Origin of the sequence: Microvirga ossetica, assembly GCF_002741015.1 — a bacterium.
Lineage (GTDB): Bacteria > Pseudomonadota > Alphaproteobacteria > Rhizobiales > Beijerinckiaceae > Microvirga > Microvirga ossetica.
In genome coordinates this window covers 95,907-120,056 of the sequence record NZ_CP016621.1, presented here as the reverse complement: position 1 = coordinate 120,056, position 24,150 = coordinate 95,907, and the positions used below count along the sequence as shown (strand labels likewise).

Annotated in this window: 21 protein-coding genes and 1 pseudogene; 9 read left to right on the top strand and 13 right to left on the bottom strand. The window is 58.0% G+C overall.

Features of this window, described 5'->3' with window-relative positions; translation table 11 throughout:
* Nucleotides 1-252: 252 nt before the first annotated feature.
* Both BB934_RS46465 and BB934_RS46455 read left to right on the top strand, forming a co-directional pair.
* Entirely contained in the window at nt 253-1,440 is a 1,188-nt protein-coding gene (locus BB934_RS46465; protein ID WP_099516284.1) for a trypsin-like serine protease, read from the top strand.
* Between the two features lie 324 nt (nt 1,441-1,764).
* Nucleotides 1,765-4,593 carry a cadherin domain-containing protein gene (locus BB934_RS46455; RefSeq protein ID WP_157934782.1) on the top strand — a complete coding sequence of 943 codons (2,829 nt, stop codon included), beginning with the start codon at nt 1,765-1,767 and terminating at the stop codon, nt 4,591-4,593.
* Nucleotides 4,594-4,951: 358 nt separating this feature from the next.
* Here BB934_RS46455 and BB934_RS46450 read toward each other — a convergent pair whose 3' ends face one another.
* The 6 genes from BB934_RS46450 to BB934_RS46425 form a co-directional block, all read right to left on the bottom strand.
* Nucleotides 4,952-5,641, bottom strand: a complete 690-nt coding sequence (locus tag BB934_RS46450; protein WP_157934781.1) for a thermonuclease family protein — start codon at nt 5,639-5,641, stop codon at nt 4,952-4,954.
* A gap of 42 nt (nt 5,642-5,683) precedes the next feature.
* A complete protein-coding gene (locus BB934_RS46445) occupies nt 5,684-6,862 on the bottom strand; it encodes a hypothetical protein (protein ID WP_099516281.1) in 1,179 nt (392 codons plus the stop codon).
* Nucleotides 6,859-8,235 (bottom strand): hypothetical protein, encoded by a 1,377-nt coding sequence (locus BB934_RS46440; protein ID WP_099516280.1) that lies wholly within the window; start codon nt 8,233-8,235, stop codon nt 6,859-6,861. Before BB934_RS46440 ends, BB934_RS46445 begins: the two co-directional genes overlap by 4 nt.
* Nucleotide 8,236: 1 nt before the next feature.
* Nucleotides 8,237-9,073: a hypothetical protein gene (locus BB934_RS46435; protein ID WP_099516279.1), complete on the bottom strand. Its 837-nt coding sequence runs from the start codon at nt 9,071-9,073 to the stop codon at nt 8,237-8,239.
* On the bottom strand, nt 9,045-10,511 hold the full coding sequence (locus BB934_RS46430; RefSeq protein WP_157934779.1) for a hypothetical protein: 1,467 nt from the start codon (nt 10,509-10,511) through the stop codon (nt 9,045-9,047). The genes BB934_RS46435 and BB934_RS46430 overlap by 29 nt, the downstream gene beginning before the upstream one ends.
* Nucleotides 10,512-10,806: 295 nt before the next feature.
* Nucleotides 10,807-10,986, bottom strand: coding sequence for a hypothetical protein (locus BB934_RS46425; RefSeq protein WP_099516277.1), 180 nt, complete (start codon nt 10,984-10,986; stop codon nt 10,807-10,809).
* A gap of 494 nt (nt 10,987-11,480) precedes the next feature.
* On the opposite strand from BB934_RS46425, the gene BB934_RS46420 reads away from it, so the two are divergent.
* From BB934_RS46420 to BB934_RS51550, 6 genes and pseudogenes are all read left to right on the top strand, one after another.
* The gene (locus BB934_RS46420; protein ID WP_099516276.1) at nt 11,481-12,497 is read left to right on the top strand and encodes a recombinase family protein; all 1,017 of its coding nucleotides are present in this window, start codon (nt 11,481-11,483) and stop codon (nt 12,495-12,497) included.
* A 76-nt stretch (nt 12,498-12,573) separates the two neighbouring features.
* Nucleotides 12,574-13,026, top strand: a complete 453-nt coding sequence (locus BB934_RS46415) for a hypothetical protein (protein ID WP_157934778.1) — start codon at nt 12,574-12,576, stop codon at nt 13,024-13,026.
* A gap of 155 nt (nt 13,027-13,181) precedes the next feature.
* Nucleotides 13,182-15,161 carry a hypothetical protein gene (locus tag BB934_RS46410; protein WP_157934777.1) on the top strand — a complete coding sequence of 660 codons (1,980 nt, stop codon included), beginning with the start codon at nt 13,182-13,184 and terminating at the stop codon, nt 15,159-15,161.
* A 149-nt stretch (nt 15,162-15,310) separates the two neighbouring features.
* Nucleotides 15,311-15,962: pseudogene (locus tag BB934_RS46405) on the top strand (SOS response-associated peptidase).
* A 59-nt stretch (nt 15,963-16,021) separates the two neighbouring features.
* Nucleotides 16,022-16,225, top strand: a complete 204-nt coding sequence (locus BB934_RS46400) for a hypothetical protein (protein WP_099516273.1) — start codon at nt 16,022-16,024, stop codon at nt 16,223-16,225.
* 394 nt (nt 16,226-16,619) lie between these two features.
* Nucleotides 16,620-16,775, top strand: coding sequence for a sunset domain-containing protein (locus BB934_RS51550; RefSeq protein WP_472436454.1), 156 nt, complete (start codon nt 16,620-16,622; stop codon nt 16,773-16,775).
* Nucleotides 16,776-17,365: 590 nt separating this feature from the next.
* Here the strand turns inward: BB934_RS51550 and BB934_RS46395 are convergent.
* The 4 genes from BB934_RS46395 to BB934_RS46380 all read right to left on the bottom strand — a co-directional run bounded on the left by BB934_RS46395 (nt 17,366) and on the right by BB934_RS46380 (nt 20,838).
* On the bottom strand, nt 17,366-18,004 hold the full coding sequence (locus BB934_RS46395) for a hypothetical protein (RefSeq protein ID WP_099516272.1): 639 nt from the start codon (nt 18,002-18,004) through the stop codon (nt 17,366-17,368).
* Between the two features lie 45 nt (nt 18,005-18,049).
* Complete coding sequence (locus BB934_RS46390; protein WP_099516271.1) at nt 18,050-18,757, bottom strand: hypothetical protein; 708 nt, start codon at nt 18,755-18,757, stop codon at nt 18,050-18,052.
* A gap of 20 nt (nt 18,758-18,777) precedes the next feature.
* A complete protein-coding gene (locus BB934_RS48350; protein WP_237050949.1) occupies nt 18,778-20,319 on the bottom strand; it encodes an SH3 domain-containing protein in 1,542 nt (513 codons plus the stop codon).
* A gap of 126 nt (nt 20,320-20,445) precedes the next feature.
* Nucleotides 20,446-20,838, bottom strand: coding sequence for a hypothetical protein (locus tag BB934_RS46380; RefSeq protein ID WP_099516270.1), 393 nt, complete (start codon nt 20,836-20,838; stop codon nt 20,446-20,448).
* Between the two features lie 112 nt (nt 20,839-20,950).
* Here BB934_RS46380 and BB934_RS46375 point away from each other — a divergent pair, with 112 nt between their 5' ends.
* The gene (locus BB934_RS46375) at nt 20,951-21,433 is read left to right on the top strand and encodes a hypothetical protein (protein WP_099516269.1); all 483 of its coding nucleotides are present in this window, start codon (nt 20,951-20,953) and stop codon (nt 21,431-21,433) included.
* An 82-nt stretch (nt 21,434-21,515) separates the two neighbouring features.
* Here the strand turns inward: BB934_RS46375 and BB934_RS46370 are convergent, their stop codons facing one another.
* The 3 genes from BB934_RS46370 to pilV all read right to left on the bottom strand — a co-directional run bounded on the left by BB934_RS46370 (nt 21,516) and on the right by pilV (nt 24,129).
* On the bottom strand, nt 21,516-21,806 hold the full coding sequence (locus BB934_RS46370) for a hypothetical protein (protein WP_099516268.1): 291 nt from the start codon (nt 21,804-21,806) through the stop codon (nt 21,516-21,518).
* 52 nt (nt 21,807-21,858) lie between these two features.
* Nucleotides 21,859-22,167 (bottom strand): hypothetical protein, encoded by a 309-nt coding sequence (locus BB934_RS48345; RefSeq protein WP_157934776.1) that lies wholly within the window; start codon nt 22,165-22,167, stop codon nt 21,859-21,861.
* 327 nt (nt 22,168-22,494) lie between these two features.
* Nucleotides 22,495-24,129, bottom strand: coding sequence for a shufflon system plasmid conjugative transfer pilus tip adhesin PilV (gene pilV / locus BB934_RS46365; RefSeq protein WP_099516267.1), 1,635 nt, complete (start codon nt 24,127-24,129; stop codon nt 22,495-22,497).
* Nucleotides 24,130-24,150: the final 21 nt, after the last annotated feature.

The following is a 24,150-nucleotide window of genomic DNA, read 5'->3' as shown; positions in this document are numbered from 1 at the left end:
TGAGGATCGTCGAGAACGAGTTGTCCGTTGATCTCGCGCAACTGCCAGCGGTTCGCCTGCCATGGTCGCTTCGTTGTGTTTCATTAATGGCCTAGCCGAGGTGAAGGAGCCAGTAGATGCCGTTGTATCCCCAGCGGAGTGCTTGGCGCGAGCAATAGTAGTAGTCCGATCCCACGCCGTTTTTGCCAGAACTCGTCCCTTGACCAAAAGGAAAGTCAGCATATCGTTTGTTGCTCTTGACTGGAGAGGCAGATGGGTATGAAGGGGCCTTTGCTGGGCATTGTGCTCAGTTCGTGCGTCAGTGGCGCTTGGGCGATCAGCGACCCACAACCGGACAGCGAGAACCGATTTATCAATGTCGTAAAGGTGCATTCAGGAGGGAACGAGTGCACCGGGTTGGCAATGAAGCCCGACGTGGTGATTACGGCCGCACATTGTTTCTTTCGCGACGACCGACAGCAAAATACGGCCAGGATAGAAGTCGTCAAAGATCACAAGGTCATTGAAACCATTAATTCATCCTCCATCGTTATTCATCCCGACTTTCTCGAACTCGATCCGAGAGTTCGTGTAGGAGGGGGCGGCTACGAGTGGCGCACGGAGTTCGCGGCAAAGAATGGCAGTGACATTGCGGTGGTGAAGCTATCACGCCCAATCAAAGCCGCTGCGATTACGCCCCCAGCAACGATCTTGGATTACCTTGACGGAGACACGTTTCTCAAGGACGCGTTCGAGGACGGTCGAAAATATAGCGCGTTTCTTTCACTTGTTCTGCCGCAGAAAATTTTTTCAACTGAGATCAAGGGATTGGGCACCGTGCTGATGGGCTTTGCCGTCGGCTTTGGTGAAATCAATTGTTCCGAGCCTCTAAAGTGCCAACCCCCGGACGGGAAACGCAACTGGGATGGGACTTACATCGAGCGTATGCACAACTGCGGGTTCAAGAAGAACGGCAATTACTTCGAAATGGGTATTCTTTGCTCGTCGGCATTTGGTCCTGGCGTAGTCGCCGATGGAGATAGTGGCGGGCCTATTTTTCTGTTCACTGTCGAACAGACATTCGTTCTCGCTGGCCTTATTACAGGTAGTTTTCCACGCGCGGAAATTCCGGGAGTGGTTACCGACATTTATGTGAGCCTCCCGAGCAAGGCGAAATTCTTGTACGAGAACGGCGCGTGGGAACCGAAGGACGGGCGTCAGAGAGCCTCACTTCTAAAACCGGAACGCCTGCCTTCTTCCGATACCTGTATCGTTAATGATCCCACCGGTACACCATTGGCAGTGCGAGCCTCGCCCCGAGGGACGAAGGTCGGCGAATTGTCGAATGGAACTGAGGTTGAGGTCTTGCAGTTCGACCGCGATGATCGAAACCGGCGATGGGCGAGAATCCGTTCGAATGCGTGGGTGTTTGCGAACTACCTCGATTGCGCGAGGCGCTGAATCGAGTGATCTCATGATTAGCCGGGAAGGGCTCCGAGCGATTTTCGCATAAGATAGCTTATGTAGCCTATAGTTGCGTAAATCCTTAAAAGACAATCTTAGCGCGAATCATCGCGCATGTCGTCGTTAAGGATTGAAGCCACTATGTGGGCGGTCCCGATCGAGTTGCATTTACCGCTCCCAAGAGCGACATCTGGCCGGGACTGATTGCCCATGGCTGACGCAGCCAGAACTACTTTGGAGTCGTTGCCATACCCCATTTGGGGGTTTTTCGCAGCCGAAGCGTCGCTTTACACTGCCCATCGCTGACATTGGGGTTACGTCATGGCGTATTCTACCGTCGCTGCGGGTGGGGACGTTGCCGTCGATTTGAGGCCGGGTGGCTTTTGGGGACAGACGATAGGTGCAGCCACACCGTCCAGGTACGACAGTGGGCTGCGCCTCCTGTTCCTGAATACCAACGTCGGCATGATCCATCTGGTTGGGATAGAGGCGTCACTTAACCCCGGCAGACCACCCCCCAGCAACGAATCCACGTTCTACCTGGCTGCACCTTCGGACGGCGTAAACCCACGGCACTACGCTGTCAGCCGCGGGCAGTTGACCAGCGAGATCTACTTCCATGCACAGCAGACCTCCATCAACAACGGGTTCGGGACCGGAGGGACCGAACTGAGCATCAACCAAGTTCTCAGTTCACGGCCTATCGACCTCCTGGATGAGAAGGCCGTTCCGCACATCAATGGGTCTGCGACAAACGATTACATCAAGCTGAAGGACGTGACCGCCCCTGAGGGACAGGCGGCATACGCGTTCGGGAATGCTGGGAACGATACGCTGATCGGGAGCCCAGGTGCCGATGGCCTGTCCGGCGGCGAGGGATCGGACAGCATCGAGGGCGGGGTCGGCAACGACACGTTGGATGGCGGCGAAGGCGATCCCTCCGGAAACGATACCCTCGACGGTGGGGACGGCGATGACTGGTTCTATGCGGCGCCGGGGAATGACAGCCTCAATGGTGGAAAAGGCTTCGATGCCTTCGAGTACCAGCTCCGCGATTTCGACGGTTACGCGTCAGGAACCTCCCAGACGCTGGACGGTGGTGAAAACGATTCTGCCCCAGCGAAAACCGACCTGATCTTTCTGCCGGGGTCGGCTAACGACTACGATTTCTCGGTATCGTTCGGCTTCACCTGGCACGATACGACCACGACCATCGAGACAAACATTACCAGCTTCTACCCTGCGATCACACTGACCACTCGTGACATCGAGCGGGTTTCATTCGAGGAACCTGTCAACAACGGAGTGGGTCTCAAAGGCCAGAGCGTAATCGCGGAGATGGCGCAACTTGCCGACGAGGCGTATAACACCGATGCCAAATCCGCGGAGAAACGTGGCTGGCATGCGGTATCCGCGCTGGAGATGGGCATCAAGCCGGCCAGCTTTGACGGCGGGGTCGTCTACCGTCTCGACGGTGGTCTATACAGTGCGACATCGTCCACGGGAAACGGGGCTGCCGCATTGGTCCTGATCGGCATGGTTGAGGGAAAGAGGACGTTGGCCATTTCCTTCAGGGGAACTGACGACTTGTCCTCGGACATCTGGGATTATTTACCGTTCTACAATCACTACGATGCGTTCGCTCCGCTGATCCTGGCACTCAAGGCGTATACATCCAATCCCGCGAACGACGTGCAGCAGGTATTGATTACTGGGCATAGCCTCGGGGGCGCGATGGTGCAGCACTTGATGTTCGAAGGTCTCACGGGAGTGAGCGCGGACAACACGAGGGGATTCACATGGGGTTCTCCTGGTGCGGAGCCGACCCCGAGCAACAAGCAGATTCTGAACTTCGCCCATGTAAAAGACATCGTTCCCGATGTGCCCTTCACCGATCCCGTAGGGGCATCGGTGGAGACAACGTATTCAGGAGCGCCCGATGTTGTCCAGGCCCACAAAATGACCAACTACATCGGAAGCACCGAACTTCTCATCCAATTCGCCTCCGACTCCGGCAGCCCGTTCCATACGAGCGCCATTGCGCAGGCGTTGCGTGGGGGCGGGGTTCCATCCGGGGGGAATACAGCGGTATGGCTCGGCAGCAACAGTAACGATCATGTCCAGCCCGGGGCGTCGGATAACTGGGTTCTTGCGGGGGGCGGAAACGACGAGATTTCATTGGAGGGACCGAACCTTGTCGCCACCTCGGATTTCCGCATCATCGACGGCGGACTCGGGGACGATACCCTGCATATCAAGGGTGGGTACGGTATAAAGGCTACGCCCGTCGGGTCGGGATTTCTCATCCTCGACGGGTTCGGAGGCCCCATCGCGAAAACGGCCCGCATCGAGAAGGTCTACATCGAAGGGGAACTCATCGGTCCGGACGGAAAGCCAGTCTCTACCGCCAGTGCACCGACATCCGTCTCGCTGTCGGGAACATCCGTCGCGGAGAACAGCGCCTCAGGGCGGACGGTTGGAGTGCTCTCGACGGCGGATGCGGAAACTGACGACACCCACAACTATACACTCGTCAACAATGGCGGCGGCAGGTTTTCCATCGAAGGAAACAGTCTGGTGGTGGCGAAAGGGTTCATGCTCGATTACGAGCAGGCCTCCAGCTATGAGGTGGTCATACGTTCGACGGACAGGCACGGACAGTCGATCGACCAGGCCATCAGGATATCCGTAACCGACATAGCATCCGAGAAGGTGGTCGGCACCTCAAGCAACGACGTGTTCTTCGGGGGGCGCGGGAAGGACAACCTGAACGGCGGTGCCGGGAATGACAAGCTGCGTGGCGGCAAGGGAATTGACACGTTCACGGGTGGCAAGGGCAAGGATGCCTTCATCTTCGACGATGGTGATACCGGGTCATCCCGCAAGGCGGCGGATTACATCCTCGACTTTTCCGGCAGGAACGGGGATCGGATGGACCTCAAATTGATCGATGCCAACACTCGCGTGAAGGGAGACCAGAAGTTCAGCTTCATCGGGGAGGCGGCTTTCACCAAGGCCGGGCAGGTCCGCTACGAACAGACGGCGAAGGAAACCTACATCGCGTTCAACACCGATGCGGATCGCTCGGCCGAAGGCGTCATCAGGCTGAAAGGATCGATGGACCTTTCGAAGGGTTGGTTCCTGCTTTAGGAACGCCGAATTCCCCGGGCCTCGACTACGCTATACGACTGGTTATGCTCGCCGGCTCAGCGATGGCGGAGGGAACCATGGCGAGTGAGCCGAGCGCGGGGCAAGAAGGATCAGCATGACCCAAGTACCCCTTCCCTCCCCCGTGCCAACGTGGAAGCCCTTGCGCCTCTGGGAGGGGCAAACGGCCGTTATTCAAGGACAAGGTAGTCCTTCCCTAGAGGCGAAGGGCACGCTGACGGCGTGCTTCGTGGGTTTGTTGGCACGCTTGAACACGCCCTCTGAGGCAGGCGCCCCCATGAATGAACCCATCGCCATCAAGGCCATCAACGATCTATTGGATCGCGTGGCCGTCAGGCACTCAGCGGTAGGCCCGCCTCCATCCCGCTTTCTCCGCATCCGCCTCGTCGCAGAACCAGCGCTCGCCCTTTGTCATGTCGATCTTCGTCGATGCATAATAGCGGTCCCATGGCATATGGTAGATGCGCTCTCCAGATGCACTGACGTTCCCTTTGATCGGGCATCCTTGCGGACTTTCAGTCTGTGATGCTGCGGTCGACCTGTGCCACCGTTCCGAGCGGTAGTCCCAGGCGGGGAGGTTGTCCGCCGCAAAGACCCCCTTGTGCTCGGCACGGGCCTTGCGTTCCACCCCCACGTAGACGTCACTGTACCTGACGAAGGCCCACGCAAGCCCCTCGGCGACGAGGATCCCGTTGATGCCGCGCCCATCCACTTTGCATGACCCGAGAAGCCTACCGTTGGCATCGATCTCCTCGTAGGTGCAGGTGACGACCTTCCCGTCCGTTAGCTCAGCCAGCCTGTCTCGCGCCTCGCGTCCGCACTGCCATGATCGGCCGGCCGCGTCCACGCAGGTCTGCGACAGTTCCGGCGCGTCGATACCGAAGAAGCGCACCCGCTTCCCGCCGATGTCTGCCGTGTCCCCGTCGAGGACACTGGCGTACCCACTGATCGAATTGCCGTTTGCGTAGCCTGAGATCGCCGCATTCGTGACGAACACCATCAGGGCCAAGCAGAAACCCGCATATCGCATTATCATTCTCGTTTAATCCCGGATCCGGCAACGGCCGGATTCCTAGCCCCTGTTGGCGTTCGCGATGTCGCTTCCGGCTTTTGGCTGCTCCGGGGGTGCCGACTTCCTCAGCCGGATCTCGATGCGGCGGCGCTCTTTCACATCACCCTGCACGTCCATCCCGTTCGCCAGGGTCTCGTCGGTCTTGACGAGCTGGGCACCGGACAGGGGCAGGACACGCAAGCCGTTCAGGCGACCGTCCTGCAACAGGCTCCTCACGACGGATACGGACCGGGCGATGCCAAGTCCGGCGTTGTCTCCCGGCTTGAGAGCGACAATGGGCTTGTTGCCCTTGAGCACCTCCACCATGTCGCGGTCGAGGTTGGAGTGCTTGACCCCGATCGGCAACTCGTCCGTGTGGCCCACCACCTCGATGACGTCCACATCATACTCATGCGCCGTCTTGAGGAGGGTCGGAACGACGACCTCGTTGAGCCTCCGCTCGAACTCGGTCGAGAGCTCAGCGCTGCCAAGCTTGAAGAAATAGCCCCCTGCCTCGCTGAGGCTGATCATGGGTGGCCACTTGTGGCCCTCCTCGTCCTTGCCCGCGGCTGCGTTTGCCTGTTTCGTCATCTCCTCTAGCCTGGCGTTGGCCGCCTTCAGCTCTCCATCCTTCCTCGCAAGGGCTTCGGTCATCTCGCCACCCTTTGCCAAAGCCTCCTTCAGCTCGCTGTCCCTCTTCGCGAGCGCGTCCTTCAGCGCCTTCTCCGCCTTCGACATTCCATCCAACATTGTCATCGCGCCCTTCAGGGACTCGGCGGTAGCGCCCTCCTTCTTCAACTCGATGATTTCCGAGAGGAACTTGGGGTCATCCTTGAGGTCGTTCTTCGTGATGCCGTGGTTTTCGAGCTGCCGGAAGATGTCCCGGTTCTCGATAATCTCCTGCCAGTACTCGTCGAGCTTCGGTTCCGGTATCGATCCGTCCGGCCCGATCTGGCCCGAGATTGCCGGATCCCGCATCACGAGCTCGGTGATCCTCCGGTTCATAGTGGTCGTGCCCTGCAACGCTGCCACCTCGATCCGTGACTTCGAGATCTCGTCGTCCTTGCGCTTGATGACGGCGGCGGCCGCGAGCAAGAGGCAGAAGACGAGGAGCAGCATGATCTCGGCCTGCGTGAGCCCGAGGACGAGACCCTGCCTGTACGAATTCGACTGGCGTTCGATTTGCGCTGTGATTGTCATGCGTTGGATCCGAAGGGCCAACGCGACCACTTGGTCGGTTCGGGATCCTGTTCAGGAGCCGGGGCCGGAGTTTCCTTGGCATTGGTCAGATCGATGACGTTGTCGTTCTTCGAGATCCCGGGCAGGAGCTTCGAGAGCGTCTCCATGTGACGGGTGTCCCGATCGGTGGCGGCGGCTTCCATCTCCTTGAGGACGGAGAGCGTGTCAATGAGACGGGCATCCCGTTCCGTCGAGGCGGTGCTCATGTCCCTGAGGATCGTGAGCGTATCGTCCGATCGCTTCATGACGACATTGACCTGTTCAGCCTGTGATCGGGCCACGGACTCGAACGACATGACGGCGTTCTTCATCGTGCCGACGGTCTCGCGAATTCCTGCCTCGGTATCCGCCGTCGAGATCCTGATGCGGTCGACTGCCTCGCGGGTCGCCTCGGAGGAGAGGCGCGCACTCTCCAGCGCGGCACCGAAGACCTTCTCGTGCTGGTCGATCCGTGCGGTGAAGCGGTCGACGGCCGATGCCAACCCCTTGATGGTCGGGTCCAGCTTGATCTTGATGACTTCGTCCGGTGCCTGCATCGCCGTCAGGCGTTCCTTCACGCCGTCCAGCGAGCCGGCGATGGCCTTTGCGCTTACCGACAGCTTTTCGTTTTCCCCGGCAAGTCTGTTGGCGCTGTCCTCAAGGGCTGCGACGACCCTTTTCGTCAGTCCTTCGATGGTCGCCCCGGAGCTCTTCGAGGCGGCCTCCAGGGGAGCCTGGGATTTCTGTGTCACCTCTTGCAGACCCGCGAGAAGGTTCTCGCCGACCTTGTTCACCTGAATCGATATCTCATCAAAGCCCTCGCGAAGGGACTGCAACGAGGCTCGCCTGAAGTGGTCGAACTCCAGTACCGTCTGGTCGAGCTCGACCCTGACCCTGCGGGCGGCCTCGGCCAGCTCGAGGCGTGCTATCCGCTCCACCTCGACAGGGTCGCGCCGCATCTGGTTGAACAGGACGCGCAGGGCGATGCCTGTGATTGTCGATGCGATGGCGATACCGAAGTTCTGGACGATGTAGTCCGCGTTCCTGTCGGCGTTGAAGTGGTAGAGCGACGTCCCGAGGCTCGTAAGGGTGAACAGGAAGCCCATGTAGTAGAGATTGTCGCCAGCTTGGTCGTCCCTCAGCCGAAGGAACCGGGAGAACGCAATCACCAACGCGTAGACGAGCATGAGCGCCACGGGAATGAATGTTACGTAGACCTGCCCGAAGCCCCGCTCCTTGGCCGCTACGATGTAGAGACATCCAAAGAGGACGAACAAGACGAAGATCGCGGACGGCCCCCACAACTCGTAGTAATCCCTGGTCCTCGATCTCTCTGATGTTGTTGCCGTCGCCATCTCAGCCGGCTCCCTGTAGTTTCCTGGCCGAGACGAGCTGGCCGTTGCTGTCCTTCACCCAGTCAGTCCAGAACTGGATGTGGGTCGCCGAATTGATGGGCCTGCGCGTGACGCGCTGGATGTACCGGAAGGAGACCTCAGCCCCGTTCAGGTCGGTCCGAACCCGTTTGTAGTGCTCGGACTTCCTGTACCTGTCGAACGAGAGGTCTCCCGAGTACTGGGAATAGCCGGGCCCGTGCTCGATCAGGTCCGAGACCACGATGAGCGTCTTCGGCATCGACGCGGCCCGGCTTCCCGTGAACCTGTCGACCGAAATGCTCTGGATCGTAGACAGGATAGGCGACGACTGTGACTCCGAAGGCTGCGCCATCGATCCGTTCAAAGCGGCCTCGAGAGGCTTCCTGAACCCTTCATCCCACCGCTTCTTGGCAAGCCTTGGATTTCCCGTGAACTCGTCCAGTCCCGATCCGTCCCCCGGATTGCACTTCGAAAAGACCGACATCCCGCTCGGAGAATTTGGGTCGAGCAGCCTGATCTCCAGAAGACCGTGTTCGGACACGGCGGTCGCGGCATCAAATAGGTACGTCATAAGTTCGCGCCTCGTCACGTCGGGGAGGACGTCTGATGCGTCGAGCAGGATGACTGTCGCCGAACGCGGGCCATCCGTCGGGCAGAGCGACGTCTTGTCGAGCGTCGGACGGGGCTCAATCCGCGTCATGGCGATGCCCACGACTACGGCTGCGACGAGGCAGACGGCAATAATGCCGATGCCGACGACATGCTTCCCGGTTTCGCCACCGCGCCTGCGGCTACGCGACCTTGAGCTGCGGCGTGCCATGGTCGTTCTCCGGATACGATACGATGTCGTCGATCTTGTCGTAGCTGCTGACGGCGTCGCTGAACTCCGTATGGATCGCAGCCACCTGCATGTTGAGGAGTTCCTGGGCCTCGACGATGGACCTGCGCAGGTCATCCCTCGCCATCGCGAGCCCCTGCTCCTTGGGTATGGGCAATCGCTTCATGTCGTACCGCTTGCGGAAGCGCTCGGGAACCTTGCCATCGGTGCGTGCCTTCGAGTTGGCCTCGCGGTACATGGCCAGCAGCGTGTTTACTGTCCGGTCCAGATGGTCCTGATACCCGATGAAGAGCTGGTTCAGGCGTTCCCTGCCCTGCATGAACGAGTCATAGGCCCCTCGCCTCTTGGAAAGGTCGCGCCCGGCCTCCTCCATGGTCTCGATGGCTTCGTCCCTGATGGCCTTCAGCTCCTTGATCAGGGCATCCTTCGTGGCCCTGTAGGTTTCGTGCTCCTTTTCCACCCTCTGGTAGAGGGAGCCGAAACCCGGATAGGGATCATAGATTAGGAAGGCGTCCCCGAATGCGATGGCCGAGAAGGTCAGCCCGATGGCGAAGAAAATCCAGGACTTGAGGTCCGTAAGCCCCAACGGGTTCTCCAGCATCCTCGTTATCACCTCGCGGCTCGCATCCTCATTGAGGGCGCCCGAGATCTCGCGGAAGTGGGCGAGCGAGAGGTTCAGTCCTATGGCGAAGCACAGGTAGAACGCCAGGGAAAGCAGGCCGATAAGCTTCGCGAAGAAGTTCCTGTGGTTGATCCACCGCACCCCTACTGCCGCGACGAGGAAGCTCACGACGACGTTCAGGATGGCGAAGGAGACCGCTTCGTTGATGCCTCCGAACATTCCCCCCTCGCTGCCCTTGGAGAGGAAGTAGCCGTTCATGACGATCTCAATGAGCGTCAGGAGAACGAGAATGCCGAACTTCAGGGTGAGGGTTCCGCCCGAAGCGTGACGGGACAGGCGCTCGATCCCGTGCTTCTTCCGGAACTTGTCACGTTCCTTCTCGACGTCGATGATATTGCGCCGGAGGTTGAACAGCTCGTCGCGTCCCTGCCCGACCTCGACCTTGAATTCGCTGACCGCCGCCGGGGCCGCGTGCCGGATGGCGCTAAAACGCTCTTCGAACTCCAGCGCGGCGAGCCGTTCCGCGTACACCCTCACCTCCTCGCTGAAGGTGTTGTGGGCGGTGTTCTTCTCGGACTCGATCCTGTCGACGATCCGCAGCTCGAAGTCGTCCATAGCGGTCGAATCCGCGGGCGGCTCATTGCGCTTCCCCCGCTGCGTTGCCTCCATTTCCAACTGGAGGTCGGAGGCCAGCTTGTCCGAATTGAGTTCAGGGAAGATATGCAGGCTGGGCTTGTAGTCGTGGTGCTCGCGCTTCAAACCCGAAAGAAGGCGCGATATGGCACTGAGTTTAGGCAATTACTGGATCCATGAAGCGCGGACTTGGCGGGAGAGCAACAAGATATCCCGGTACAGTCGAAAGTAAATGCCTTCCGCCTTGCCTCTTTGGACGTAGTTAATACGAATTGCGGATAGCTTTAGAGTCTACTGTCAAGAATTATTCAGATGTGGAAAGAGTTCTCGAGAGCGTTCCGTGCTGGTGCAACTCTTGCGAGGCGTTGGCCGTAGAGAAACCCTCGTGGCCATACCCGATCAGCTCCCGGAATGGGCCGTTGAGACCTAGGCCCGTAATGAGCTCGGCAAGACGACCGCGTCAGCCCTCGAAGTCCCGGCGGCTGCCCGAACAGACGGCCACGTCCTTGTCGAAGGCGTAGATGGATCCGGCCTCGAGGTAGATCAGATCGGCGGGTAAGTCGTCCTTGTCCATAACAGCCAGCCCGAGATTGGGTCTGCGCCGTCCCATGCCGCCATACGCAGCAACTTCCAGCGCCATTGCGATGCCTTACGCAGCCGCTATGTCAATTGGACGAGAGGATGGAGGCGCAAAACTCTCGGCGCAAGCCGATCGAGCCGCTCCGCAAGAGATCAGGTGCGAACCTTGCCATCGTTCTGGGAGCCTATATGGTTAACAGAACGTTAACCGGAGCAGTATGCATAACATTTTGGAAACATTGTTGTCAGGTGCGATGACCGAAGCGAATTCGAGATTGGCTCCCTGTCCGAGATGTGTCCGAGGTGATTGAAAACAGTCAAAGGAACTGCCCAAACAGCCGAGTGCTGAATGAGATGAATTCGGGCCTGAACCGCCCACCGGATCCACTTTGTTCCCCTTGTTTCCTCGCCCGACAGGCCAAACCCTGCTGCTACGTTATAGCCGGCAACTAGATGAAGCGTTGACGGAACCATCCAATTCCATCGAACTTACGACTTTGAACAAACGTGGCTTTGCGTTATCAAGTTGCGTCAACGAATTGCCAAGGTACGCCGATGGCCGCCACGCCGCCGAACCCACGCCTGATCGGATATGCCCGCGTATCCACGGACGAGCAGACGACCGACCCGCAGGTGGACGAGTTGAGAGCGGCTGGATGCCTCGTCGTCCATCAGGAGAGCGCATCTGGCGCGTCCCGGAGCCGTCCGGTGCTGATCCAGCTTCTCAAGCGGATCGAGCCGGGCGAGACCCTTGTGGTCGTCCGTCTGGACCGCCTCGCCCGCTCGGTGAGCCACCTGCTCGAGGTCGTAGAGCGTCTGGAAGCCAAGGGAGCGCATTTCCGGTCCCTGAAAGACCCGATCGACACCACCACCCCCCAAGGCATGTTCTCGCTCCAGGTCCTGGGCGCAGTCGCGCAACTGGAGCGGTCGCTGATCGCGGAGCGCACGAAGGCCGGGATTGCGGCGGCTCGGAAGCGCGGGAGGCATCCCGGCAATCCCGGCATCCGCGCAGGAGACCCGACGGCTATCAGGAAAGCGGCCACGGCGTGGAGGCGGGCCCACCTTGACAAGGTTATTGAGACCGCCGACGAGTGGTTGCCGACCGTGCGGAGGATGCGACCGCACCACCGCTGGAAAGACGTTGCGAACGTCCTGCGGGCAAAAGGCGGCAAGGACTGGGATCCCGACGTTCTCAGGAAGACGGTCCAACGGATGGTCAAGGAAGGATTGGCGGAGCCGGAGCTGATGGAACGGTCGCCGCGACGAACGGACAGCGAACGGCTGGTGTCGCTCGTCGCTGGCATTGCCATGTCCGATCCCGACAAGACGCTGCGCGAGATCGCCAGCCAACTGGAGAAGATGCGGGAGCGAACGCCTCGAGGCGGCGTGAAGTGGGGGCCGTCCTCGGTGAAGTCGCTCCTCGATCGCGCCGCCAGCCTCGGCTACGAGGTGCCGAACCGGACGCTCAAGGACTTTCTCATCGAGAGTGCCGGCGCGGCCGGGGACGACGATGACAAGTTCCTCGAGGACGCGATCCAGCAGGTTCGGGCGATGGGCCCCGCTGACAGGTGACGACGTGGAAACGCTCCTGCATAGAACGTCCATGAAGAACGCCTTGAGCATCCTTCGCTCCGGCCGGATACACGGCATGAACGACCCCAAGGGAAACGGCGGCAAGGTAGAGAGGGAGATGCTTCCTCACTTCACCCCGGAGGGCATCGAGACGGGCTCCAACGAGCTCAACGCCACCCATGAGGTCACGCTGATCTTCGAAAGCGCCCTCCCCAGGAAGCATGTCAAGCGGCATGTTCCCGTCAGCACCTACAAGCGGAACTGCATCTACACGGTGAACGATACCCTGGAACGGTTCTGGCAAGCGGTCATCGTTCCCGGCTCGAGACCGATCCGTTTCTGCGGGTTCGAGTTCGCGGCCGGCTTCGAGCCAATCGAGGGGCAATTTCGGGAACTCAAGAAGGCGGCGCGATCCCAATACGCCGTCTGGCCGAGTTACATGGAGGATCCCGACTTCCGTCGCTGGAAACTGTTCTTCTGGCGGCTCGGGCATCGGTTGGAGCGCATGTTCGCACCAAGCCGCCACTGACGGCTAGGTCTCAATCCTATGGGTCGTTCAAGTTAAAAGACCCTTTCGCCCTAGTCCGGGCGGAAACCTTAATTGCAAATACTGTTGGCACGCAGTGCGTGTGTGAACTACAAGATAAGATTATCCGCTAAAGATACAAAAAACAGAGATCCACAATGAAGGCTATAGTTGGGGCACTAACCGCACTCCTAATCCAAACAGGCTCAGTATACGCACAGCCAAAAGCAGTAAGCTCAGCGGGCACCGCAATCACAACTAACTCGCGATGGGTCATCCTCGCCGCTCGACAGCAACTTGAAGAGGCCACCTTATTTGCTCAGCAATACAGTGGTCAGCTTCCGAACCTGCGGATCTTCCAAGCCCAGAACGGCTGGTATGCAATTGCACTGGGGCCACTTCAGGCGGCATCCGCGCAAGCATACAAAAACAATCTGGTAGCCGCAGGATCCATACCACCCGATTCCTACCTCTCGAAAGGCGACTTCCTTGTCGCAGAGGTTAAAGCTGGCAATCAGGCACCTCCAACGAGAAACGCGTCCCCAGCGGTTGTCAGTGTGCCCACCTATGCGCAGCAACAGCAGCCGACAACACAATCACGGTTACCGAGATCAACGGCCGAAATGGAAGTTGGCGATCTCGTTCTCCTGTTCAATCCGGCAAAGCAGAATGAGCGGATTGCCAAGAATTTGGACGGTAAAGTAACCGTCCGTCAGCCACCGGGACGCAGTGATATTTGCAAAGATCACATGCTGTATCTCGACTTGAAAAACCTGAAGGAGAAGCCGCAATACGGACTTTATAAGGAGTTCATGGATGGTGAGCTGAAGAAACTCAACCTTTCCATCGACTTCGAGAATACCTATAGCTGCGGAAGCTCCTCAAACCCGACCTTCACGTTACTACTTGTGCGAAAAGAAGGATCTCTCGATGGTGACTTGGATGAGCTTTGGGGCCAGACAGAGCCCCTGCTTCATATCAAGTGGCGTGATTATCAGCGACATGTCGCGGCCAAACAGGAGGAACAGCAGAAGGTTGCCTCCGCGATAGCGTCCATGACGCGATCGGTGCTGAATGGTTCTCGGAAGGGTTACGGGATCCTCGTTACTGGGCAGAAGGGAGCATTCTGCGTCTCTGCTTCGGACCCGAGCACTGGAACCGAATATGGTAAGAGGGTTTTGAAGGGACTGGGCTGGGAAGGCGAGCCCTTGGACCCTCGCGGATCCCTTGAGGATGCCTTCGTTGACCTCAAGTCCGGCCGATGTGCGGCCTATATCGGCCCCTCGAGAGATCTAGCCACTCTTGGCGGTGCGCTTGAACGTGAGCAACGGGTAGTCATGATCACCGATCGATGGGTCAGCGACGAGGATGCCACGAGGATCAAGGTCGCAATCGCAAGGGAAGAGCAAGAGCGTGCGTCCCTTAAGTCCAAGGTGGCGGAATGGGCTAGATCGGAAACCCGAATTTCAGGGATATCGGTTGATCTGCTCTCGAACGCGTTCGCGATGAAGTCGGCCTGTCCGAACCTTGGATCACGCTTCTCAAAGCAACTTGATCTCATTGCTGAATATATCGGAAACGCGCAACTGCCAGACAGTGTCTCGAACCTGACTGAAAAGATCGCCACGTTTCGAGACTTCGCGAGCAGACAAGGCTGTGAGCAGGCAGTTGACGTGGCAGAAGTCACTTCGGCAGCACTCGGTCAACAATGTTCTAATGATAGCGGCTGCGCGGACTACGTGAGCACGATTAGGAACAGGGAAGATCAGCGTCGGAGGGAACAGGAGCAGCAGGCAGCCCGAAGCGTGGCGATGCAACGAGAAGCAGATCTTACTGAATACCCATACGAGGTCCAGATCTCTTGCCACATAGGCCAGACCCCCCTTCCGCTTATTGGTTGCACCGACGGTGGTGCGATCCGAATCCGCAATGGAAACAGTGGTCAAACCTACGATGAGCAAGCCCTCATGCAGGCTGGACAGGCAGTACAGGCAAAGCTGAGACGAAGCTTCGAAGTAAGTGCAAGGACGAATGGTGAGAGCAGTTTGGTCGTCAAAGTGGTCGTGAGTGACCGGAACGGGAAGGTTCTCTTCTCGGATACAGCAACTGGCTATGCGACAGTAAGGATCACGAACTAGGATCCCAGCCGACCAGCGGCATACAATCAGGAAACAGCCTTGCACAGAGATGTCCGGGGCTGCTCCCTTTTGGGGCTAACCTAAATCCATCTGGCAGTTTGATCAGTTTTCCATGATCCTATTGAGTCGATCCGCAAATGGGGCAGGTGATGTGCAATCTCTATTCCGTCTACACGACGCAAGAGGCCATGCGTCGGGCCTTCGCCGTCGCCCGGGACAATGCCGGCAACGTCCCTCCTCTCCCCGGCATCTTCCCCGATCAGATGGCTCCAGTCGTCAGGATGCAGGATGGCGAACGCGAGCTCCTGCAAATGCGATGGGGTTTCCCTCCACCGCCGAAGGTCGGCAACCAACCGGTGACCAACGTACGCAACGTCTCGTCACCGTTCTGGAAGGCGTGGCTGAAGCCGCAGTATCGCCTCCTTGTCCCTCTTACCTCGTTCTCAGAATACGCGGACATCAAGCCAAGGAAGACCCCGATCTGGTTTGCTCTGAACAAAGAGCGACCGCTAGCAGCCTTCGCTGGCATCTGGCGCCCCTGGAAAGGTGTCAGGGGGACCAAGGCAGAACCCGCGGAAGGGGAACATCTCTTGTTCTCGTTCCTCACATCGGAACCGAACACCGTTGTTGCGCCGATCCACCCAAAGGCGATGCCAGTGATCCTGACGACACCGGAGGAATATGAGGCCTGGCTGACAGCCCCCGTTTGAGGATGCGTTGAAGCTCCAGCGGCCGCTGCCAGATGAGCTGCTGGAAATCGTTGCCGAGGGGCAGCGGTCGGATAAGCCGGACGCGGCATAGATAGGACGGTGGCCCTTCCCCATGATATGGAGCGGGCAAAACACCATCAGGATAGGTCCATGTCAGACTACGGTTCCAACGCGCGCTTCATTTGCCCGAATTGCCAAGCCGTGAACGTCGTTTGGCTGTCGGTCCCGGAACCGGACTACACAGCGGAGAAAATGTCCGACATGGACTCGGAGGGGGAGGATGAAGTCACCTGCACGAGCTGCGGCGAGACCTTCATGGGATCAGCGCAAGATTTGTGCCTGATTGTGCGGTAACGCAGTACGTAGCAAGAACGCGCGCCCTCAAGCAGACGAATAGAACTCGTCAAAGCCTTGTTAGGCTTGGTTTTGGTGTCTGAGACGTGGTCGCGGGCGGAGCACATGGATGAGAACGGTAGAACCGCTGGATGCGTCGTCAGAATGGTCTTGTGATGCTGAGTCTGGCGCATAGGATTCGTCCTGAAGCAGCAAGGTGTTAGCAGATGATCGTGAGCCTTCCTCTGCTTTGATGCAGCGCGTCAGATCTATCTCCTCGCCGACAGGGTTGCCGATCCGTTCTATCTTAGCGCTCAATCTGACACAGATCTTGCGCTAGCCCCTGGGAGTACCGTGCTCAACGTTGGAAGGTATCTGTTGCTGATATGGAGGCGAGGCGAAATGGGCCTGCCCGATCAAGGGTAACGTCAGCGCTTCGGGCGAGCGAATCTACCATACGCCGTGGGACCACTTATACGGAGCAACAAGCGTTAATACGGCGAAAGGCGAACGTTGGTTTTGCAACGAGGCTGAGGCCGAAAAGGCAGGCTGGAGACGCGCATCCCGCTGAGGTTATGTTTTGTCACACCGACGCATATACTGCAATTTTTTTGCTGTCCACCTTAACTACTCTTGAAGACTCGTAGACACGAACCTTCACTTGTTTGTCGCGACTGATGGCGCAATTCCAGCAGATTCCATATAACATAGATTTGCCAGATCAGTGTTGTCTTGCTTCAGATGACCTTCCCTCAAACGGTAGATCTGCCGCCGGAGTGTTTCTTTTCGATCTTGCATCCGAGTAGCCAGTTCCGCAGCTTTGCTGTGCTGGGTGCGAGCATCCACGAGATTCGCCTCAAAGAGATCTCGTTCGCGTGAGTTCTCGCACATCGGCTTCGCCTTACAGTCCGTGAGGAGCGTATTTGCGGCTCGTATCCCCTCATCCGCGACAGATGTTAGGTCAATAAGAAGGTGAAGGACTCTTTCTGCTTCGAGCCATCCCAAGCATAGGGCCTTGAGATCCGATGAGGCCATCGATTGACGAGATAAGCTCGCCGCGTTGGCCTCACCGGAAACGGTCAGTGAAACTTTCAGTAAGAGTCCGAACAGAACTGAAGCAGACCTTAAACTCGAGCGCTGTGACGAAAGCACGTGCCCTCCTTACGATGCCGGCGCACTGATTTTTCTGTTGCGCTCCTCTGCAATCTTGACGGCATTAGCGAGCGAGTCCCCAAGATCTCTCAAATTCATCAACGCAGCTTCCATTTCCTTTCTGGCTCGTTCCACACCCTCGCTAGCGATGATGTCTTCGATAAATGTTCGATCCTTCGAAAGTTGGGTGAGCGTATTTTCGGCTCGATCTACTTCCTTCAATAAATCCTGGCGAAGTTGCCGAAGATTGTCTGCATGGCCCTTCCAAACTGCAACTCGCTCAACCCACCTTGGATCACTTGCTGCTCTATCCTCAGCATTCTTTCTTCGTTGGTCGACAGAAACCAACAAGTCATTAATAGCCTTCATCACCTCACCCTTCTCGCCAAATGTAGTGAGGGCCGAAGTAGAGGTTCCAATCAGGTTGTCCAAAAACTTCCTTGCCTGCTGCGGGTCGGCAGCTAGATTGATTGCGTCAAGAAGGGCTTTTTGCTGGTCGTTCAACTGATCGGCGGACTTTTTCGCGCTCGTTAAAGCGGTTGTCATCCGTTGTTGGAAATCGTCACTTTGAACCGACTGACTGGCAGCAGCCCCGGTTAGCGAAGCTAGGATTAGCCCCGCTAAGCACCATTTCTTCATCGTTTGCATTTGTTCCATCCTTCAAGATTTTGGGTTAGCCTAAGGAAGGCCGCTTCACGTACCGCTCTCACCAGGCACGGGTTTTGGCATCTTCTTTGTAAAATCCTCGAGCGCCTTATTGAATCGGTCTAGCGCATTAACCGTGACGTCAAACTGTTTGCCGCTTTCCGCGAAAGCAATTCTCGGCTTAGCCGCCTGAATATCTCGAATCGCTTTTGCGAGTCCGTCCTTTTGAACTGTGGTGGCGGCTGCTATTTCCGTGAGGCGCGCCAGCCGCTCCTTTTCTCGGTCGACTTGGTCCGGATAAACCCTTTGCGCCTCTTCAATTCGCTTCTGGATAACACTTCCGCTCCGATTTGCCTCTTCTATAAGGCCGCCTGTGCCCTCAATTTTATCGATGAAATTCCGCTGCGCTTCGATGAGCTTATCAAGTTCCTGTTCAATCTTGGCCCACGATGGTGGCGATCCGGCTTGCCCACGCAGGTTTCGAAATGACTCAGTGATGCTCTTCGCGCAGGCTTCTCCTATCTTGGCGGCATCGACGAGCCGCCCGTACCGCTTTTCTACCTGATCAGGGTTTCCCGCTGCTCCGGTGCTGTCGATGCTGCTAAGGAGGCTGTTAAACTCCGCGCACTTATCCGCTGGAAGTGCGTTAGACGAAGGTGCTGAATTATCAGGTGACCCTTGCTGGGCATGCACGGCAAAACTGCCGAATAACAGTCCTGCTGTGATCGCGACAACTTTCAAACTGTTGGACGACATGAGTTTCTCCTATTGTCTAATCAAAGGCTGCATTGTTTAGTGCTGGACGCAAACGACCCTTTGATTGACTCGACCGTGCCTAAATAGTCCTTGTGTTCATGGATCAAACTGACGTTTTCAATCTTGATGCGGATTAAATCGGCATGAATTTTGAGCAAGAGTCCGACAGGCTCGGCGCTCCCTTTTACGTTGTCGACCTCTTTTTCTATTTTCGTTGCCTGAGTCTCTACACATGCATTAAAACTATCAAGAACCAGGCCCTCATTATTCTTTTGCATGAAGGAATTCATAGCCTCAAGTGCTTTCTTCATTGGATCTAGGTAGGCCTTACAAAAGGCTCCAATATCCGACTGTTGCGCTTTCTCTGCGATTTTACGCAGAGACTTCCACTCTTCCACTTGTTCATGCGCTATCTTGACATGGGTTTTGATAAGCGCGAGTCGACTTGAGTAGTCAGGCGATCGGGCCGGACAATCTTTTGGTACGACTGGAAGGCGTGGTATTGGTGCACTCGGTGCAGTTGCTGTGGCAGCACTTGCTGTTGACGGCGGTTGCATTTGGGGCAGATCGGTTTTCTGGCTAGCCTCGACAACCTTAATATCCTCCGGGTGCTTGAGCGGTTCCGAAGAAGGCCTCTGCTGCATCCTTATGTTGCCAATGTAACTAGAGTGAACCCATCCATATTTGCATGGCCCGGTGTAGGACCTCTTCGCCGGCGATGGTGTTTGTACGTTACAGTCATTTGTGCCCTGTTGGGTCGAGTATACAACGGCAAACCAAGAATCGGTTTGTTGGCAGATTGCAACGGGAGACCCGTTGGTGAGCCGATCGACCTCTCGGTGCGATACCCCGGGACCGCTGCGGACAGAGAGGAAACTCTCTGTTTGAGGCTTAAGGCGGGAGACAACACCCGTGCTCGGACAAGCTGGATTATTGAAGTCGCCTCCAACCACCACTGCGATGCCATCTGGAAACGGAATAAAACTGTCGATGATCGCGCCGGCTGTCCGATCAAAATAGGAAGCAAGTTCCTTTTCGTAACTGATCAACAGACCTCGTATCTCTTCTGGTCCAGCAGTGTAGGTTTGAAGGAATTTACCTTTGGGTGTCTCCCCTACGATAACAAAAGAGTCTGCCTCAAATTTCGAATGGTTGATTTGTACGTTAGGCCGGATCCGAGTAATGTTTTCGTAGATTTGGCGTAGGTTAGAGGTGTTTGAGTTTCGAACGGTGTCAACAGTAATTCTATCATCAAATGTTTGCCAGCGGCTTCCGCCATTTTGGCTTACACCTTCCTTGATCAAGATGTGGGTAGGCAGTCTGATCTCTATGCCAGTTCTTGAATCAGTGACCTTTGTCAATGTGCTTGATATGGTTACAGGACCAGATGGAGCGATAGGTTGTCGGGTGCGCTGTCTGTCATTCTGGATACCTTGCTGGATCATCTCGCGGATAAGTGGGTCAAAGAGATGTATTCCTCCAGACTGGGAGCGCGCCGAATAAGTCGGCACAAAGGCGCCGACGAGAACAAGCAAAGTGAGGAAAACACTTATCCTGGGCATTTGTGAACTTTTGGGAGAAGTACTGGAGTGGATGGGATCAACGTTGGGCGGGTTTGTAGATTATGGCGTAAGTTCTTCATACAGGGGATAGCAATTTGCGGCTACTCCTTTCCGTTGGAATGAGCATCAGATCGAGTGGGCGGTAAGCAAGGATATAGGAGCGTGGCCCCGCCGAAGATCAGGGTGTAGTATTCTGGGTTCCAGCCGCTCTCTGACAGGGAATGGGATCAGGCTGTGGCGACTTGCGGCGTCGCAGCCAGATACATCTGGAGGCCGGGCGCAGATGTGATGTGGTCGCCCGGCGGGATCATCCTTGAAAGCCTTATTCAAGGCCATGTAGCCGCGAAGCAGCAACAACGGCCTTTCGCCAGGAAGACCGCCGCCGTCCACGTAGGATTTCATGGTGGAACGTGTCAGGACGCAACGCTCGGCCGCCTCGCGCAGCGTGAGCCCGCTTCCCCTGAAAAGGGCGATGAACTCGACCTTGCGGGCGCGCCTCGTTTCCATCGAGTCCGGCATGGCATTCCTCCTTGTATGGATGTTTCCTCGATCCTGCGGGGCAGTAATTTTCGGCGCAAGGCAAATCCTACGCCCATGGCGTAGACAGTGACCGCCGGCTACCATCCTCGGCATGAGACGCATTCACCCATTCCGTCCCCTCGGCCTCGCCGTCTCGCTCGAACTCAATGATCCCCCTGCCCTGCTGGCGGAGCTTCGGAAACTCGCCGCCGCCCAGGCCGGAAAGGCATCGTCCGGACTGTTCAGGGATGCATACAAAGCGGCGCACTTCCTCGCGCAAGCGGCCTCGCTCTTCGAGGAACCGCGCTATCCGAAAGCGGCCGTCAAAGCACCGGAGTTCGTCCGCGCGGCGCAGGAGGCAGCGCGTCACCTTCGCGCCGTCGTCGCCCAGCCGTGGCCCGACGTGACCCCCGAGGGCAGGGAGAAGGCCGCGGCGGCATACGAGGATTTCGCCGCAGGACTTGAGTTGATGGCCGCAGGGACCGTCGTCAGGCCCGACTGGAACAACTTCCTGACCAATATCGGGAAGGCAATCGGGACGATCCCCGGGCGGCGGTTCACATGGCGGTTCGACACCCTTCCAGGCTTCGCCTAGGGGAAGAGGAAGGAAGAGCAAGGCCGGGAAGGCGGGATCGCCCTCCAATAAGGAAACCCCGCCGTAGCGAGGCTCCAATCCTTCACTGGTCGGTATCGGCTGTCGCGGCCTTAAGCTGCGCCCTCCTGCCGGGTGTCCCCACGTTCGGGTCGCCAAAGTGCCTGTTGCTGGTGCATGTGAAGTCGGCTCCCCCGTTCTCGCAGTGATCGCCGCCCGCACCCGATGGAGCGGGAACCGTGACCTGAAAGGTGGTGCCGTCGTCGCGCACCCAGGTTTGCGTCTGTTGAGACTGTTGCGCGGTCGCGCCGACCGCCGACATGGATACGAGCGCAACCGCGCCGGCGATCCCGATAAGTGTCCGCTTTGCGATCAAATGCCCCTCCCCCGTTATCGGCCGGCGACATGCCAGCCGTTCCAATTCGTGTTCACGTCCTGATCGAATCCTTACGCGGCGACGGCGTAGGGCATCGCGCTCTTCTTCGGGAGCTCGAGATAGACGAGGCTGTCGTTCCAGATTTCATCGACCACGCACTCAATAAGGAAGTCGTCGCTGCCAACGGACGCTCGTCGCGGGCGACCGTCAGCCAGAGATCCTCGTTGGGTTCGCTATGGTCCTCCAGGACGGCAGACCACTCGTTGACACCGCGATAGATGTAGAGGGTGCCAAGGCTGGTTTCGGAGCCGTGGGAGATGCAAACGGTGCGTTCGATGGTGCGGCCTTCGGTGGAGATCATGGTAGCGTCCTTTCGCGGGTAACGTTCGATCGTTACCTTTATAGGATGGGTGTATTTCGCCCCCACGTCAACGCGCCGACAGAAAATGTTCGCGGCTCCCGGGAGCGCGGGGCCAGCATGTCACCAACCGCTCAAGGACTTGGCTCCGATCCCCTGACTCACTTCCTGTTCCTTCTCCCCTAGACCCGCAGGGTCTTATGGATTCATCGGCTCCTACCGTCAGGGGACCCATAAGGAATCCTATATGAATCGCCTGACGGTCCCAGAGCGTCGCGGCAAAGGAAAACCCCGCCGAAGCGGGGTTCCATGTCGTCCGGGAGGGACCCGTCAGTAGTAGTAGGAGAGGTCGATGTTCCCGAACGCCGAGTAGACCTGCCAGGACTGTCCCGGTCCGACCGGGAACGTGATGGCGCACTGCTTCCAGAGCGAGTTGTTCGCGTCTGCGTCCATGGCGCGCGTGATACCTTGGACTTTTCCTTCGAGATGGCAGACGTTGAAGCCAGGATACCCGCCATTAAAAGCGGTCACGATGATCGTGGACCCGGTGTCATTCACGTCAGTGTAGTTCCCCCCAATGATCCCGAGGTCCTTGTATTTGCCTGTGAAGCCGCTTGGCATGGTCCACTTGCCGCCCATGCAAGTCAGGAGGTTTCCCTTGTTGTCGGACTGGACAAGCCCCCTGGGCGAGCAGGATTGCCCGGCCACCGCGTCGGAAGCCAGGCGGAGTTCGTCCGCCGTGATCCTGCCGCCGGCAGTCAGGGTTTGGGTCTGAACATCGTAGGTGGTGACGGACGCGCCCTGGATGTTGGCGTTCGTGTAGATGTTGCCTTCCGCCCAAACGCCTCCCTGAGTGGTCACGCCATGCCTGGAGGTAAGCTGACCGTTGGCGGCATTGATGTTCCCATTGTTGGTGGTCACGCCCCATCCCGCCGTGACGGTGCCGTTGGCCGTCATGTTGCCACGCGCGGTCACGTCGTGGCCCTCGATGGACTGCGAGGCCCATATGTTGATGCCCGACACGGTGGCTCCCGACGAGACGTTACCGCCCGCCTGGACGTTCTGCGTGGCATAGACGCTCTGGTCCGTGGCAAGGTAGCCGTCAGCGGTGACGTTCCCGCCAGCGGTCACGTCCTTCTTCGAGGCAATGTTCCCGTCCGCCGAGATCGTCCCCTTGGCGGTCACGTCCTTCGCGTCCTTGATGTTGTTATTGTTCATGTCGATCTGCGTGTGCATCCGGTTGGCTTCCGGGACACCAATATCGGTCCTGTAGAGGTAGTCGGCCATTGCCGTTCCCTCCATGTAGGCCAGGGTGGCGACGAGGGACACACCAGCGCGCGGAGCGGCACCGCTCGTTCCCCAATCCGCTGCCTTGGACCGCCAGCCGCCGCCCATGCCGACGATGTGTCCCGCGTCGTCGGAGTTTAGGGGCTTGGCCGGAACGTAGCCGCCCGATGCACCGACGAATTGTGCAGCCTTGGCAAGCACCCGGTCGTTCATGGTGCCAGTTGACGACCAGCCGCCGCCCATCGGCTGGGCCGTGGTCACGATCCCCTCGATCTTGTCGCCGCTCGGGCTGGAAACCTTGCGAACGATCAGGACGTGGCCCTGGTTGTAGCCGTTCTTGTCAACGAAGGATGGGGGTAGGACACCCGCTCCCTGCAAGGACTTCAAGCCGCCGACGAAGGTTCCGGTCCCGGTGGCCGGGATCACGGTGGGCGAGGTCGTCAGGTTCGCAAGGAGGGTCGCGTTGTTGGCCCTGATGTAACTGGCTGCGCCATACTGGACCTCGATCAGCCGCTCCGCCATCGCCTTGGCCTTCATGGTTTCAGCACTGTCACCCTGCACGGTGGCGAAGTGCGCCAGCAGGGCCGAGGCGACCCCGAGGACCGCGGCCGTCTCGATCAGGGACAATCCGCGCTGACGGCGAATGCTATGTTCCTTGATGCTCTTCATCGAAATCATGGTTCCCCCCTTGGTTCTTGG